The 15924-nt window shown below is 37.8% G+C and carries 17 protein-coding genes; 11 read left to right on the top strand and 6 right to left on the bottom strand.

The window, feature by feature from the left end:
• The 5 genes from yajC to ACFE6N_RS04060 all read left to right on the top strand — a co-directional run bounded on the left by yajC (position 1) and on the right by ACFE6N_RS04060 (position 3226).
• A complete protein-coding gene (gene yajC, locus ACFE6N_RS04040) occupies positions 1 to 318 on the top strand; it encodes a preprotein translocase subunit YajC (RefSeq protein WP_378934077.1) in 318 nt (105 codons plus the stop codon).
• A 121-nt stretch (positions 319 to 439) separates the two neighbouring features.
• Positions 440 to 1387 (top strand): YbbR-like domain-containing protein, encoded by a 948-nt coding sequence (locus tag ACFE6N_RS04045; RefSeq protein WP_244950762.1) that lies wholly within the window; start codon positions 440 to 442, stop codon positions 1385 to 1387.
• Positions 1387 to 2004 carry a dephospho-CoA kinase gene (gene coaE, locus ACFE6N_RS04050; RefSeq protein WP_378934079.1) on the top strand — a complete coding sequence of 206 codons (618 nt, stop codon included), beginning with the start codon at positions 1387 to 1389 and terminating at the stop codon, positions 2002 to 2004. The genes ACFE6N_RS04045 and coaE overlap by 1 nt, the downstream gene beginning before the upstream one ends.
• A gap of 44 nt (positions 2005 to 2048) precedes the next feature.
• Complete coding sequence (locus ACFE6N_RS04055) at positions 2049 to 2990, top strand: exonuclease (RefSeq protein ID WP_378934081.1); 942 nt, start codon at positions 2049 to 2051, stop codon at positions 2988 to 2990.
• Between the two features lie 92 nt (positions 2991 to 3082).
• Positions 3083 to 3226, top strand: coding sequence for a DUF5522 domain-containing protein (locus ACFE6N_RS04060; protein WP_293741492.1), 144 nt, complete (start codon positions 3083 to 3085; stop codon positions 3224 to 3226).
• 74 nt (positions 3227 to 3300) lie between these two features.
• On the opposite strand, the gene ACFE6N_RS04065 is transcribed toward ACFE6N_RS04060, so the two are convergent.
• The 4 genes from ACFE6N_RS04065 to ACFE6N_RS04080 all read right to left on the bottom strand — a co-directional run bounded on the left by ACFE6N_RS04065 (position 3301) and on the right by ACFE6N_RS04080 (position 6054).
• Positions 3301 to 3894 carry a Uma2 family endonuclease gene (locus tag ACFE6N_RS04065; RefSeq protein ID WP_378934083.1) on the bottom strand — a complete coding sequence of 198 codons (594 nt, stop codon included), beginning with the start codon at positions 3892 to 3894 and terminating at the stop codon, positions 3301 to 3303.
• A 148-nt stretch (positions 3895 to 4042) separates the two neighbouring features.
• A complete protein-coding gene (locus tag ACFE6N_RS04070; protein WP_378934085.1) occupies positions 4043 to 4759 on the bottom strand; it encodes a ZIP family metal transporter in 717 nt (238 codons plus the stop codon).
• Between the two features lie 3 nt (positions 4760 to 4762).
• On the bottom strand, positions 4763 to 5326 hold the full coding sequence (locus tag ACFE6N_RS04075; RefSeq protein ID WP_378934087.1) for a phosphatase PAP2 family protein: 564 nt from the start codon (positions 5324 to 5326) through the stop codon (positions 4763 to 4765).
• Positions 5323 to 6054 carry a class I SAM-dependent methyltransferase gene (locus ACFE6N_RS04080; RefSeq protein ID WP_378934089.1) on the bottom strand — a complete coding sequence of 244 codons (732 nt, stop codon included), beginning with the start codon at positions 6052 to 6054 and terminating at the stop codon, positions 5323 to 5325. The genes ACFE6N_RS04075 and ACFE6N_RS04080 overlap by 4 nt, the downstream gene beginning before the upstream one ends.
• A gap of 331 nt (positions 6055 to 6385) precedes the next feature.
• Between ACFE6N_RS04080 and glmM the strand changes: the two genes are divergently transcribed.
• Entirely contained in the window at positions 6386 to 7771 is a 1386-nt protein-coding gene (gene glmM, locus ACFE6N_RS04085; protein ID WP_378934091.1) for a phosphoglucosamine mutase, read from the top strand.
• A 130-nt stretch (positions 7772 to 7901) separates the two neighbouring features.
• On the top strand, positions 7902 to 9050 hold the full coding sequence (locus tag ACFE6N_RS04090) for a cysteine desulfurase family protein (RefSeq protein WP_378934093.1): 1149 nt from the start codon (positions 7902 to 7904) through the stop codon (positions 9048 to 9050).
• A 112-nt stretch (positions 9051 to 9162) separates the two neighbouring features.
• Here ACFE6N_RS04090 and ACFE6N_RS04095 read toward each other — a convergent pair whose 3' ends face one another.
• Complete coding sequence (locus ACFE6N_RS04095) at positions 9163 to 9723, bottom strand: transposase (RefSeq protein WP_378934095.1); 561 nt, start codon at positions 9721 to 9723, stop codon at positions 9163 to 9165.
• 973 nt (positions 9724 to 10696) lie between these two features.
• On the opposite strand from ACFE6N_RS04095, the gene ACFE6N_RS04100 reads away from it, so the two are divergent.
• The 4 genes from ACFE6N_RS04100 to ACFE6N_RS04115 all read left to right on the top strand — a co-directional run bounded on the left by ACFE6N_RS04100 (position 10697) and on the right by ACFE6N_RS04115 (position 14571).
• On the top strand, positions 10697 to 10900 hold the full coding sequence (locus ACFE6N_RS04100) for a hypothetical protein (RefSeq protein WP_378934097.1): 204 nt from the start codon (positions 10697 to 10699) through the stop codon (positions 10898 to 10900).
• A 74-nt stretch (positions 10901 to 10974) separates the two neighbouring features.
• Positions 10975 to 11874: an MBL fold metallo-hydrolase gene (locus ACFE6N_RS04105; RefSeq protein ID WP_378934099.1), complete on the top strand. Its 900-nt coding sequence runs from the start codon at positions 10975 to 10977 to the stop codon at positions 11872 to 11874.
• A gap of 290 nt (positions 11875 to 12164) precedes the next feature.
• Positions 12165 to 13499, top strand: coding sequence for a cytochrome ubiquinol oxidase subunit I (locus tag ACFE6N_RS04110; RefSeq protein ID WP_378934101.1), 1335 nt, complete (start codon positions 12165 to 12167; stop codon positions 13497 to 13499).
• A gap of 67 nt (positions 13500 to 13566) precedes the next feature.
• Complete coding sequence (locus tag ACFE6N_RS04115) at positions 13567 to 14571, top strand: cytochrome d ubiquinol oxidase subunit II (RefSeq protein WP_378934103.1); 1005 nt, start codon at positions 13567 to 13569, stop codon at positions 14569 to 14571.
• Positions 14572 to 14696: 125 nt separating this feature from the next.
• Here ACFE6N_RS04115 and ACFE6N_RS04120 read toward each other — a convergent pair whose 3' ends face one another.
• Positions 14697 to 15911 carry a hypothetical protein gene (locus tag ACFE6N_RS04120; protein WP_378934105.1) on the bottom strand — a complete coding sequence of 405 codons (1215 nt, stop codon included), beginning with the start codon at positions 15909 to 15911 and terminating at the stop codon, positions 14697 to 14699.
• Between the last annotated feature and the right edge of the window lie 13 nt (positions 15912 to 15924).

The raw sequence follows: 15924 nt of genomic DNA on the forward strand, positions 1-15924 counted from the left end.
ATGATATCAACAGTAATATTACAAGCAGCAGGCGGAAGTAGCACGTTAACCACAATTGTACCAATGGTACTGATCATGGTAGTTTTCTACTTTTTCATGATCCGTCCGCAGGTTAAAAAAGCTAAAGACCATAAAAAATTGGTTGAAGAATTAAAAAAGGGAGATAAAATTGTAACGACTGCTGGTATTCACGGCCGTATTGCAGATATGAATGAAACTACTTTTTTAATTGAGGTTGAAGGTGGCGTGAAGATCCGTTTCGATAAATCGGCAGTTTCTTTAGATGCAACCAAAGCGGTGATTGCACCTAAAGCATAATAAATTAATAAAATTTAAGTGCAGTCCCGAAAACTTTCGGGACTGTTTTTGTTTTATTACATTTGATTAAATGCATTTTGGAAAATTGTTTTTCCGGATCATAGTCCATATTTAATTTATTATGCCCTTCATTACATTAACGAAGATTGAAAAAAGACGTGTATTTAGCTTGCTGGCCTGCCTGTTGCTGGCCATAGCTGCATGGCTTTTTATGGCATTAAATAATAAGTATGTTTATGTTGCTAAAACCGTATTGGTTTTTAAAAACAGTCCCACCAAAAGAGCATTTTATCCTTTACAGTCTGATACGATCGATTTACAGGTAGAGGGGACGGGCTGGCAGCTGCTTTTTGCCCGTTTAAGAATCAATCCGCCTTCTGTTTCTGTTAGTTTGAGCCAGCTCAATACCAAAGATTTTATCGTTTTTTCCGATCAGCTTTTTAATATCAACAGGCAGTTGGAAAGTACGCAGAAAGTAATTTCAGTTAAGCCCGATACCCTTTATTTCGATTTTACCAAACGCGTAGTAAAAAAAGTTCCTGTAAAATTGATTGATAAATTAGGGTTTGCAAAACAATATGGCAGGTCAAGTGACGTGATCCTCAATCCTAAATATGTAAAGGTTGCAGGCCCCTTGGAAGAACTTTCTAAAATAACATTTTGGCCAACCGATACGCTTAAACAAGATAAAATACAGAACAGTATTACCGCAAGGGTAGCTTTACAGCACAGCATTCATAAAAACGTAAGCATTTACCCATCATCTGTTGAAGTTAAAGTGCCCGTTGATGAGTTTACGGAAAAGACCATTGAAGTGCCTTTAAAAATCATCAATAACCGGAGTTATAACAGCATTAAACTTTATCCTAAAAAAGTTAAGGTTACTTTTTTAGTTGCTTTGAGTAATTACGATCAGGTTGATGAAAGTTTTATTACTGCAACTGTTGATGTTGATGAATGGAAGGATTTAGGGCATCGCCAGTTTACGGTGAAGATAACCGAATTTCCCGACTACTGTAAATTGGTTAGCGTAAAACCTTCAAAAATAGATTTCATTGTAGAAAAATAATGTATAAAGTAGGCATAACAGGAGGCATAGGCAGTGGCAAAACAACGGCCTGCAAGGTTTTTGAGGTACTGGGGATTCCGGTATTTTACGCTGATGCGGTTGCTAAGGAGATCATGTGCAAAGATGTTTTGTTGGTTGCCGGCATCAAATCTGCTTTTGGTGAAGTAAGTTATTTTGCAGATGGAAAACTGAACAATAAATATATTGCCGGCATAGTTTTTAATAATGAAGAAGCGCTGGCAAAATTAAATGCTTTAGTTCATCCGGCCGTTTTTAGGGCATTTGATGCCTGGGAAGAGACCATACCAAAAACTGTTCCTTACACGCTTAAAGAGGCAGCTCTACTTTTTGAAAGTGGTTCTTACAAGATGTGCGATACCACTGTTCTGGTTACTGCACCATATGAAATGAAGCTAAAAAGGGTAATGTGGCGCGACAGTGTTTCGGAAGAACAGGTTAAAGCGCGCATGGACAAACAATTTAATGACGAAGAAAAATCTAAACTAGCCGGACATTTTATTGTAAATGATGAACAACAATCCATCATCGGTCAGGTATTAACCTTGCATCAGCAGTTTCTAAAGGCTGCGGAAGCCCTTAAGCTTGCCAATGTATAACGATCTACTCCAATCATACCATTCTTAAATCCTTTCATTTCAATATGATTTTAGCAGATTTTATTACCATTACCCCAACGGGCTTATATTGTATTTACGGGGATTTTTATCTTGATCCACAGCAACCGGTTAAAGAAGCGGTTGTTTCGCATGCCCATGGCGATCATGCTATCGGTGGGAGCCAGAACGTGTACTGCACTGCTGCTACTGCGACTTTTATGAAACACCGCTACCGTAAATTTGCTGCGGTTGATTTTTTTCCCAAAAATTATCACGAATCTTTTAAAATAAAGGAAGTTACCATCACTTTTTATTCTGCCGGACATATTTTAGGTTCGGCACAGGTATTAATGGAATATAACGGTGTAAAGTATCTGTATACTGGTGATTATAAAATTGAACCTGATGGTTCTTGCGCACCTTTTGAATTTATAGAAGCTGATGTTTTAATTACAGAAAGCACCTTCGCCAATCCGGAAACCAAACATCCTTCTCCCATAGCAGAAATTAAAAAGCTCAACGAAACCCATGCGAATATCATGCTGGGTGCTTATGCCTTAGGTAAAAGCCAGCGGATAATCCAGTTGCTCAACCAGCATTGCCCTACAAAAAACATTATGGTTCATCATAGCATTATGCCTTTTGTTAAAATATATGAAGATTATGGTGTGAAAGTAGGGAATTACAAAATGTACGATAGGAAGGTGATGAAAAATAATCAGGAACATCAGGTTTACATTGTGCCGCCGATGGTGTTCCATAGTTACCATAAGGCCATTAATGTAGTCCGTGCCTTTGCGTCAGGATGGAAGAACCTGCAGCAGCGAAACGGGATATCACTTTATATTTCTGATCATGCCGATTGGGATGCGATTCTGGAAACCATAGAAAAAGTTAAACCCAAGCAGGTTTGGACTTTGCACGGTGATGGTAAACAGCTTAAAGATTATTTTAAAGATAAACTGGAACTTAAAATATTAAATTAGTCAGCGTTCGTCATTCTGAACCTGTTTCAGCATCCTTAGCTATTAAATGAACACTCAATCATCATTATTCATTCAATCATTCAATATTGGCTATGAAAGAAGGCGAAGACTTTTATTTCAATGAAGACGGACTAATGGTTTTCACAGAAGCCTACCATTTAAAACGTGGTTATTGCTGTAAAAATAAATGTAAACACTGCCCCTGGAGTTATGGGAAGAAAAAAGAGAAAAAGTAATCAGTTGACGATTTGCAGTTTTCAATTGACTGGGAAATAGGCCAATTGGTACTGCATCGTTCTGAGTTCAATTGTTAAAAACGGACAAAATAGTAGATGTCGCTTAGTGCCATGTCAAATCCCATTGAAACAATGGTTAATGTATCAGAAATTTCTTTGTATTCTCTTAAAAGCCAATTTCTATTTTCATTAATGTGATACGATTGTACAAAAACAGATTCCGAATCAATCATGATGTATTCTTTTAACGATGGAATATCTTTATACAAGTTGAATTTTTTATTCCTGTCGTAATTTCTGGTTGAAGGAGAAAGAATTTCAATAATTGCAGTTGGTAAAATGGAAGTGTCTTTATCAAAATTACTATGTGTTGAACCATTGCAATAAATGGAAATGTCCGGATAGGTAAACAAAGTGTTCTCTGGAATATTCATTCGCTTATCACTTCCGTAAGGTCTGCAAGGCTTGCCTTTAAGCTTGCTGGCTATTTCTCCAAAAACATTACTGAAAATCTCATTGTGATTCTCTCCGGCACCAGACATGGCAAAAATCTCTCCCTGGTAATACTCATGTTTAACTGTTGATGCTTTTTCCATCTCGAGGTATTCTTCAATAGTATAATGCCTTTTTTGATAGGCTATTGCGGGTTCATTTACAATTTTATCCATGTCTAAATTTACAGATGTTTTCCCGTAAAAATTGAATAAATAAACGATTTAAACGTTTAAAACGGCTACACGACTAACTGTAGAGTGGTCTAACCGGTTAATCGCCAACCAAGAGCTGAAAACTGCCAACTGAAAACTGCCAACTGAATTAGTGTCCGGTAAAGAAACCGATCAGTGCTACGCCAATTCCTAACAAAACAGCAATCATTTTGCGGGTGTTGATTTTATGATCAGCGCTTGATTCAAACAGGATCGTAGTAGAAATGTGTAAGAAAATACCAATTACAATCCCCATAATTTTATTAAAATAAGCATCAATGCCTCCAATAGTGCCGTTGCTTAAACCAACACTTACATAAAAGCCCAGTGGAGCCATAATGGCAAACACAATGAGGTAAAAAATAATACTGCTTTTTTTGAAATGATTCTGCATCAATATGCTTGCCAATGCAAAGGCAGCAGGAATATGGTGTAGCGAAATCCCGAAAATCAATTCGTTGTGCTGTTCTTTGGCCAAGGGCATACCCTCTAAAAAGGCATGTAAACACAAGCTGATCATCACTCCAAATGGAAATACATGCCCATCGTGTTGTTTATGGATATGGCCATGCTCTACACCTTCTGAAAACTGTTCTAAGAAAATTTGTAATAAAAAACCGATAAGAATAAAAATGCCAATCTGTCCTTTGTCTGGTCCGCTGTAGGCATCAGGAATTAAATGTAAAACGGTTATGGCAAATAAATAGGCGCCGCTGAAAGATAAAATCAGCTTGAGCAATTTAGATTTATCACTTTTAACTAAAAAGATAGCCGTTCCGCCTAAAAAGGCACAGAAAAAGAGTACGCAGAGTTTCCAGATTTCCATAGGTTAAAAATCAGGTTGTAATTTTTTAAATATTCTTGAACAGATCACGCCTATTATTATTCCTAATAAAGCGCCGGTAGTTACATCAACGGGGTAATGGACGCCAACATATACCTGTGCAAAGCTGATGATAAATGCCCAGAACAAACCAATGGGTAGAATCGGTTTCCATCTGCTGTAAAAAACGCAGATCAAAAAAACAGCTATAGCAAAATGATTGGTAGCGTGTGCCGAAGGAAAACTCAAACCACTTCCGCAGGGTACACGATGGATGATATCATTAGCCAAACTTAAATCATTGCAAGGCCTCACGCGTGATATCCAGGGTTTTAAAAGCCTGGAGGCGATTAAATCGCCCATGGCGAAAGTAAAAAACACCATGCCTATGATATAATAGCCTTGTTTTTTATACTGCCTGATACAAAAAATAACAATAAACAGGTAAAGCGGCGACCAAAAGAAACGGTTGCGCATAAGGGGCATCAGCCAATCAAAAAAGCCGTTTGAAAGTTCGCGGTGAATTTTCAAAAACAATTCTACATCAAATTGCTGTATGCTTTCGATCATGCTTTTTTACAGATTAAAATTAACCGGTCTGAATTAGTTTTGTCAAAATCAGCTAAGTCGTAATTGCCAAAGGTTTTCTGGATAACCATTCCCGCTTTACCCAGCATGCGTTCAAAATCTTCAAAACTAAATGCCTGTACCCGCTCTTCGAAATGATATACCCTTTGTTGATCTTCGAAATCGATCTTTTTAATGATTTTCCCATCAACAACACTTTTGGTGATTTGAAAAGTGATGCCGTCCAGTGATTTCGTTTCGCAGGAATTTAAATTCCGGATGATCTTCTCTGTATTAAAATAATCCAGCACCAGAATCCCCTCAGCAGTTAAACATTTGCGGAAAGTTTTAAGTGCATTTACGTGTTCTTTTTCTGTATCAAAATAACCAAAACTGGTAAACAGATTTAAAGCGACATCAAAATAATTGATGTAAAACAGCCTCCGCATATCATGCACCAGGAAGTGTAATTTGCTGTTCTCAAATTGCTTTGCGTACTTTATACTCTGTTCAGATAAATCAATACCTGTAACATCAAAGCCTTTTTTATTCAGGTAAATAGAATGCCGGCCTTTTCCGCAGGCAATATCAAGCATTTTGGCATCAGCTTCAGGATTTAAAAAAGCGGTAAGCTTATCAATAAAAAATTCGGCCTCAGCATCATTTCTTTGTTGGTAAAGAATATGATAATATGGCGAATTGAACCAATATTGAAACCACTTGCGCTGCATATAAAAGCTGTTTGTATCTTTAAAAAGATGCAAATATAAGGTTTTACAATCGCTAGTAAAGTTAGAATGTGCTTTTATGCAATAACGTTGCAAAAATATTATGGGTTGATTTTTTATATCAAGTAAATCAACTTCTTATGTAAGCACCTTAAAAGATCCGCTGTAAGGAATTTAGTTACACGCCATTTTATTGTGAAGCGCTACACTGCTCTATTAAATTGACCGCGTAGGTAGACATAAGGACTACATAAATTCAGGTATATAGCCAGGTTTAAATAGTAGCTATCTTGTTTTTTTTCTTATTTTTGGAGCCTCTAATAAATTATAAGAAGTGACTCTAATAAAATCGATTTCAGGAATACGGGGAACCATTGGCGGAAGGGCAGGAGCGGGCTTAACTCCAATTGATATTGTAAAATTTACAGCTGCCTTTGGTTGCTGGGTGGTAAATAAAACCGGCAATAAAAGGATTGTTTTAGGCCGCGATGCGAGAATTTCCGGCGAGATGGTCAACAACCTGGTTATTGGAACCTTGCAAGGCCTTGGTATTGAAGTAATCGATTTAGGCTTGTCAACCACGCCAACTGTTGAGGTGGCCGTTCCTGATGAAAATGCAGGAGGTGGGATTATTTTAACCGCTAGCCATAACCCTAAGCAATGGAATGCCCTGAAATTATTAAATGACAGTGGGGAGTTTATTAGCGATGCTGATGGAAAAGAAGTTTTAGATTTAGCAGAAAGTGCTGATTTTGATTTTGCCGAGGTAGATAAGCTAGGAAAAGTGATCAAAAATGATACTTACCTGCAAAAACACATCGATAAAGTTTTGGCTTTGCCATTGGTTGATGTTGAAGCAATAAAAAAGGCTGATTTTAAAGTGGTAATCGATTGTGTGAATTCTACAGGCGGTATTTTTATCCCGGCGTTATTAAAAGCCCTGGGCGTAAGTAAGGTAGTAGAATTGTACTGCACGCCAGATGGACACTTTCCGCACAATCCTGAACCTTTACCAGAAAATTTAACTGAAATATCGAAAGAAGTACAGAAACGGCATGCTGATTTAGGCATTGTAGTAGATCCTGATGTTGATCGGTTATGTTTTGTGAATGAAGACGGCAGCATGTTTGGCGAAGAGTATACCTTGGTGGCCGTAGCTGATTATGTATTAAAAAATACGCCGGGAAATACCGTTTCAAATCTTTCATCAACCCGTGCCTTACGCGATGTAACCGAAAAAGCAGGATCATCCTATCATGCTTCGGCTGTAGGTGAGGTAAACGTGGTTAACAAAATGAAAGCTACCCAAGCCATTATTGGTGGTGAAGGAAACGGAGGGATTATTTATCCCGAATCGCACTATGGACGGGATGCCTTGGTGGGAATTGCCTTGTTTTTAACACATTTAGCTAAATTTGGTAAATCTATTTCGGTACTCAGGGCCAGCTATCCGCAATACCATATCTCTAAAAATAAGATTACCCTTACACCTGAAATGGATATCGATTATTTATTAAAGCAGGTAGAAGAGAAGTATAAAAATCAACCTTACAGCACAATTGATGGTTTGAAGATCGAATTTGATAAAACTTGGGTACATTTGCGCCGCTCTAATACCGAACCGATCATTAGGATTTATAGTGAGGCAGAAAATGAAACCATTGCCGAAAATTTGGCAAACAAAATTATTTCTGATATTAAAGAAATATTACACCTTTAATCTCTAATACGGATTCTGGGATCAGGCATACCTGTTCAGGATTTAATAAAACGATTAAATCCTGAACATTTAAACAGGGCGGACCTTAACCAGGCAGCTTTGCAACACTAACTTTTTAAATATTCATAAAATGAAAAGGGTCTATTTAGATAATGCGGCCACAACGCCCTTAGATCAGGCGGTAATCGCGGAGATGACAAACGTGATGGAAAACTATTTTGGTAATCCGTCTGCCATTCATGCACTTGGCCGCGAGGTGAGAACATTGGTTGAGAAGGCCCGTAAAACTGTTGCCGGTCTTTTAAATGCGTCTCCATCTGAAATATTTTTCACATCCGGTGGTACAGAGGCAGATAATACCGCTATCCGCTGCGGCATTTCAGCCTATGGTATTAAACATGCCATCACTTCAAAAATAGAACACCACGCCGTTGAGCATACTTTAAATACAATGCTCAAGAATGGCGAAATTGATAAGTTAAGTTTTGTCAATATCGATGAGAAAGGCAATATAGACTACAACCATTTAGAAGAACTGCTTCAAAATAACGAACGCACTTTCGTTTCGTTAATGCATGCCAATAATGAGTTAGGCACGCTAACGGATATGGTGAAGGTTGGCGATATCTGCGAAAAATACAATGCCATTTACCATGCCGATACCGTTCAAACCATGGGGCACTATCCACATAATGTACGCGAACTTAAAGCGCATTTTATCGTTTGCGCTGCGCATAAACTCCACGGACCTAAAGGTGTTGGCTTTTTATATGTAAATAGCAATATTAAAATTCCGCCTATGATTTATGGTGGCGCACAAGAGCGCAATATGCGTGGTGGTACCGAAAATGTATATGGCATTGTAGGCTTAGCGAAAGCCCTGGAAATTGCCTATGCAGAGATGGATGAGCATCGATCTTATATTCAGGGCTTAAAAGATTATCTGAAAACACAACTAATTGCCGAAATTCCGGGGATTGCTTTTAATGGGGAAACGGATGCCGATAAAAGCCTTTATACCGTGCTGAACGTTTCGTTCCCGGAAATGGATATGGCCGATATGTTATTGTTCAATTTGGATATCAACGGGATCTGCGCTTCCGGGGGTAGTGCCTGTTCATCGGGTTCAAATATAGGCTCACATGTGCTAAATGGTATAAAGGCCGATCCAAACCGTCCTTCAGTACGTTTTTCATTCAGTAAATACACCACTAAAGAAGATTTGGATTACGTAGTCGAAAAAGTTAAAATGGTAGTGAAGCAGAATGCTTTAGCTTAAAATACTATTCCCTGGCTGGTGACCCACCAGCCATAATATTTATCACATTGCTAAGGTTGGTGGTTCACCAACCATAAAATATTCGTGTTTAGTGAGCCAATAAGTATGGAGATTAGAATACATCTCTGTAATCGGTTAGTATATTAAAATCATCTACGCCAGTTTTGTAAAACCTGGAAGAAGACCAATAATAATCTTCAGTGTTTTGCGCCAAACACCATCTCGCTTGTAATGGGTTATGATGGATATAATTTAGCTTTTGCTCCAATATATTGAGATCGAACATATTGATTGCAAGGGGATCACGTTGCCATATCCGATATTTACGATCAGATTCTGTTACCTCAAAAAGTCTTAAAAAATCAGGATTGTTGATCATAAGGTCTTTTCTTAGTTCATGGGAAGTATCCTTCAAAAAACTGACATTCGGTTTTTCTTTACCGTTTGGTTTAAAAATTTTTAAAATCAAATGGATATGGTTTGGCATAATTACAAAGCCATACACCTCTATAAAATTATTTATAACAAGTTTTCTTAAAGAATTTAAAACTAATTGCTTGTAATTTAGTGGTTCTAGCAAGTTCAACCAATCCTTAATCGTGCAAGTCCAAAAGTAAGTTTCATTATAGTCAATGAATGATTTTCTTCTATCTTTAAAAATATCGGAATTCATGTGATTATATTTTTATCAAGATAATAATAAATTGTTTGATTCTCATTTGGTGAGTTTCATATTGTGTTTGGTGAGTCACCAAACATTGAAAGCGCGCCCAGCAATCCCAAATAGTATTACCGGCCGTGCCACCTAAACCTGATCGGAACGGACACGTAGCACGGCGTAGTAAAGTGGAGAGCAGGACTGTATTGAGCTAAGTAGTACTGCCATTGCTTTCCAAAAAAATGATTAAGGAAAAACTAAGATTAAATATTTCTGCGCACAAAAAGTAACTTGCAAAACCCGAAAAATAAACTTATATTTAATCAAACGTATGGCAATCCACGCCATTTAACCTGTTGTTGCGGCAAGAAACCTTATCAGATTCCCATGGTATAAGGTTAAGCAAATTTTAAAAAAGCTTTTAATCATTATTAAAATTGTTAACCCTGAAAGCCTGCAAGGTTTTCAATAATTTATGTCAACATGGAAACGAACCACAACACTCAAAATCAGGAAAACGCTAAATTGGAAGAAAAATCAAATGAAGAAAGAAAACACATTTACAGGTTTATCTTCAGTCCGTTTTCATTCGAGTCCTCAAACCATTTCAATAAAATCCATAAAAGGAAGTTTCATTCTTTCGGCTGCATTCATGAGTTAGGGAAGTTACCCGGGGCAATGTTGTAAAACGTAACAGGAGACGTTTTATGAGGTAGTGAAGTTTCACGCCTAACAATCATTTCGAGTGGAGCGCGACGGAGCCGAAAACCATGGTGTGCTTTGCGCAGTTAAGTCTGCATAGACAAGTCTCTCTATTTCACTGCGTTTTAGTCGGGATGACCACTGTTATTAATAGGATTCTATCGAAATCAACTATCTTATTCATGGCCCACCAACTATAATATCGATCAAATCCCATTCTTGCGAGGATTAATAAAAACAATCTCATTTTTTGCTTGTTCCTATAGTACATCAATTTACAATTACTATGGAAACGAATAAAGAACAAGGTAAAGTTGTTGAGAACGATTTACTGGATAAAACAGCAGAAGATATTAAAGAAGATAGAACTTTAGATGAAAATAAGTCATCGAAAGTAGCTACCAATCTGTTTAACAAAGATAAAGACAGAAAGAATAATTCATTCGGCCCCGGACATGAACCGGGTACTACGCCAGGTGCAGGTATATAATTTGCTATTTTGGCATGTAAATCATTAAATTTAAACCACAGCATTTGCTGTGGTTTTTTAGCATCATCCCGAAAATGGAAAGAAGAAACTTTATTAAAAATTCAGCACTTGCTATGGCCTTGCTATCAGTTTATAAAACCGATGTTTTTGCTCAGCAAGAGTTATTGCGCGCTTATGATTTTAAGCCGCTCCGTAATAATGTTGGTATATTTACCGAGCAGGGTGGGACCATTGGCTGGTTAAATTCAAGCAGCGGTTTTGTAGTAGTGGATGCGCAATTCCCGACTACGGCACCGCATGTGATTGATGAATTGAAAAAGTTAGGCGAAAAACCTTTCAAATACCTGATCAATACACACCACCACGGTGATCATACCGCCGGGAATATTTCTTTTAAAGGATTGGCAGAAAAAGTCGTAGCTCACCAAAATTCACTGGTCAACCAAAAAAGAGGAGCAGAGAAAGCCAATAATTTAGATAAACAGCTTTTGCCTGATAGCACTTTTGGTACAAGATGGAGCGCTAAAGTAGGCGACGAAAATATAAAGGCTTATTACTATGGCTCTGGTCACACCAATGGTGATGCCGTTTATCATTTCGAAAATGCGAATATCGTGCATGTAGGCGATTTGGTATTCAACCGTAAATTTCCATACATTGATCGTGAAAATGGTGCCCACATCGGCAACTGGATCACTGCTTTGGATAAGATTCAGAATCAGTTTGATGGTGATACCTTGTTTATCTGGGGACATAGTCTTGATCCGGAAAAAGTAACCGGAAGTAAAGCTGATGTTAAAGCTTTTCAAAATTACCTCCAAAACCTTTTAACCTATGTAGGCGGCGAAATTAAAGCAGGTAAAAGCAAAGAAGATATTTTAAAAACCACTACCATCCCAAATGCACCCGAATGGAAAGGAGAAGGCATTGAAAGAAGTTTAACCGCTGCTTATGATGAATTGAAGGGAGCCTAACCTCATATTCCATAAGAAAATTCGTCCTCGACTGAAGCGCAGTCCCGAATATTCGGGAGAGAGATCTGTCTTGACAAATCTCTCGACTGCGTTGCACTCCGCTCGAAATGACGATATCTGCCTATACTCATCTGTGACAAAAAAAAATATGGTTCCTTTACGACAGTCCTCCAAATCTTTTTTCAATTTATAAACGTTCTATATTTTAAATAATCCTTTCAACATCATTGAATGACCACAGGCTTTAATCATTAACGACTATATTTGTTACCATACAAAATCTACAGCCCATGGATGATTTTATAGCAGCCCGCTCGCAAATGGCCTTGTCACTAGGCTTCCACATTATTTTTTCCTGTATTGGTATGGTGATGCCTTTCTTTATGGCCGTATCGCATTACAAATGGCTTAAAACGAACGATGAGGTGTATAAAAACCTGACTAAAGCCTGGAGTAAAGGGGTAGCCATATTCTTCGCAACTGGCGCGGTATCTGGTACCATGTTGTCATTTGAACTGGGACTGTTGTGGCCAAAATTTATGGATCATGCCGGGCCAATATTCGGAATGCCTTTTTCGCTTGAAGGAACGGCCTTTTTTATTGAGGCTATAGCGCTCGGTTTTTTTCTTTATGGCTGGAATAAGTTAAATAAGTGGTTCCATTGGTTTACAGGAATGGTTGTGGGGGTAAGTGGACTAGCCTCCGGGATCTTGGTAGTTGCCGCCAACGCCTGGATGAATAGTCCGGCAGGATTTGATTTTGTAAACGGACAATACCTAAATATCGATCCTATCCAGGCCATGTTCAATAAAGCCTGGTTTACTCAGGCGCTGCATATGTGTTTAGCCGCATTTACAGCAACTGGTTTTGCTGTGGCAGGCGTACACGCATTAATGATTTTAAGGGACAGAAATACCTATTTTCATTTAAAAGCCTTTAAAATAGCGGCCGTATTTGCCTGTATTGCGGCATTGTTACAACCTTTGAGTGGCGATATTTCTGCCAAAGACGTTGCCAAACGCCAACCGGCAAAACTGGCGGCGATGGAAGCATTGTACAAAACCGAAAAGCCAGCGCCGCTATTGATTGGTGGTATCGTAAATGAAAAAGATAAATCGGTAACAGGCGCAATCAAAATTAAGGGGGCATTGAGTTTTCTGGCACATGGCAATTTTAAAGCTGAAGTTAAAGGGCTGGATCAGATTCCTGAAAACGAGCACCCACCGGTAGCCATTACCCATTATGCTTTTCAGATCATGGTGGGGATTGGTACATTATTGCTCTTTATATCTTTAACCTATTTTTTTATCCTTCTCAAAAAGAAGTCCTTAATAGAAAAAAAATGGCTTTTAAAACTATTTGTTTTGGCCATTCCGCTTGGTTACCTTGCTTTAGAGGCTGGTTGGGTAGTTACAGAGGTAGGGCGTCAACCGTGGATTATTTATGGTATTATGCGTACCAGGGATGCGGTTACACCAATGCCCGGTATTGCGTATTCCTTTTATATTTTCACCGCCATTTACCTGTCGTTAAGCATAATAGTAACGTTTTTGCTTTACCGGCAGATTAAAATGGTACCGGTGTTATATGATAAAGTCGAATCTAATACTCATTTGCATAGCTAAGTATGAACAACACGAAGCAAATCTCATTAATCAGCATAATCAAAATACCGGTGTAATCATATTGAATATGAAAGAAGTAGTAATCACATTTTTATGTATGGCCATTCTGCTTTACTTTTTATTGGGTGGAGCCGATTTCGGTGCAGGAATCATAGAACTCTTTACCTCAACAAAAAATAGGAGCCGAACACGTAAAACCATGTATCATGCCATTGGTCCGGTATGGGAGGCTAACCACATGTGGCTGATTATTGCGATTGTAATCCTCTTTGTTGGTTTTCCGTTTATTTACACCACCATGTCGGTTTACCTGCATATCCCGTTGGCCATTATGCTTATCGGGATTATAGCCCGTGGTACCGCTTTTGTATTTCGCCATTATGATGCTGTAAAAGATGATATGCAATGGTTATACAACCGGATATTTCGGTATTCGAGCTTTGTAACCGCTTTATTTTTGGGCATCATTGCAGGAAGTTTAATTTCAGGACATATTGATGCGCAGGCCACCGATTTTTATACAGCCTATATTTCAGGCTGGTTAAACTGGTTTTCTGTTGCTGTGGGTTTCTTTACGGTTTCACTTTGCGGTTTCCTTGCGGCCATTTATCTCATCGGCGAAACAACAGAAACCCATGATAAACGTCGGTTTATAAAAAAAGCAATGTTTATGAATGTGGCAGCAGTGGTTTTTGGTGCAATGGTATTTGTTGCTGCGCAACGGGATAAAATTCCACTGATTGATTGGGTTTTTAAAAGCCATGTGGGTTTATCAGCCATTATTTTAGCCAGTTTATCGCTTATGCTGTTATGGTACCTGTTAATTAAAGGAAAGACTAAGGTTTTACGCCTTTTAGCTGGATTCCAGGTAACGATGATCCTGTTGGCGATAAGTTATGCCCACTTTCCAAATTTTATCCGTTTAAAAAGCGGAGATTCGATTTCGTTACTCGAAACTGCGGGACCGGACAAAACGATTTATAGTTTGGGTTTAGCTTTATTGTTAGGTAGTGTTTTAATTTTGCCTTTTCTGGGGTATCTGTTCTATAAATTTCAGAAGAAAGAGGAGTAAGTTCGCAACTGAAAGCCATTTGTTTATAATACTTAATTCATTGGACCTTTATCAATTACTGTTTTTGTTATTATAAAGTGCTAAGAATCGCTTTTATAAAATCTTTTTTATAACGTTAACCCCTTTTAAATTTTGTTTACTGCTATCAGCGCTTCATCTTTGCCTTGTATATAATTTTTAATTGAATACTTAATTCTTACATCGGGTCTTAGTGGACCTTTTTTACCTTTCCAGTTTTCCCAATATCTGGTAGAATAAGCAATAATTATCTTCGATTTTGGTAATTTAAAGCCTCTAACTTCTCCATAATGATTGATATTCCCACTGCTTGCCTCACCTATAAATGTGGCGTTGGTGTTTTTTTTCAACTCTACGGCATTCATTACAGCTGATGAAAAAGTTTTCTTGCCAATAAGTACAAAGAATTTTCCTTTTTTGTTGAGGTAGCTTTTCTTGATTTCAGTTATAAATGGCCATAGAATACCCGAATTTCCTCCACTGTTTTCCCGTATGTCAAGCACTAGCTTTTCGGGTTGATATTGATTAATGGTTTTAAATAATTCGTCGTTAAACTGCAAAAAAGGATTGCCAGGATCTTCCTTACATTCATTATAATTGACATATACGGTTTTGAGACTTGGATTAAAGTCGAACCAGTAATGACCTTTTTTCTCTTGAGCGCGCAAAGCAGTACTGCCTTTGTCCAATTGCAGGTCCATAATGTTATTGCTAGTAATCGCAGTAAGCGTTATCTTTTTAGTTATGTTATTTTTATCGATTAAAGTAAATTCTGCTTTCTGGTCGGAATTTAAAATCCCTAAACCCTTCAAAAATGTAGGGTTATTAAGATATCGCAAAAGGTGATCGTTAAAGTAAGATTGATTTTCACTCAATATAACTTCTTTGAATAAGTTAATTATCTTGTTAACAGGTATGTTGTTGATGGCAAATAACTTCGAGTATAACATCGCTTTATTTGTAGTATCAATCCCTTTTACATAGATGCCTTCTTTGAACAGCTCGAACTGAATCGGAAGTATTTTAGTGAATTTTCGTTCTATGAAAGTGTGTTCATCACCAATTGCAACAGTGAGCTTAAACAACTCAGCACTAAATGATTCATAATCTAAAGAACCCGTCTTGATTTCAATCATGTCAATCTTTTTAATAAATGCCAAAGAATCTATTTTGGCAAAAAGATTGGTGTGTTTGCTTGGTAAAGTTTTTTTAATGTACTCCAGGTCTTCGATAAAATCATTTTGCGATAGCGACTGCGAAAAGCACATGTTACCGGTGAAAACGAATAAAAGACAGAGTAGTATTTTACTTATATTTTCCATCCTATTTTTTTGT

The sequence above is a fragment of the Pedobacter sp. BG31 genome (genome assembly GCF_042464845.1).
In the GTDB taxonomy this organism is placed as follows: Bacteria; Bacteroidota; Bacteroidia; order Sphingobacteriales; family Sphingobacteriaceae; genus Pedobacter; species Pedobacter suwonensis.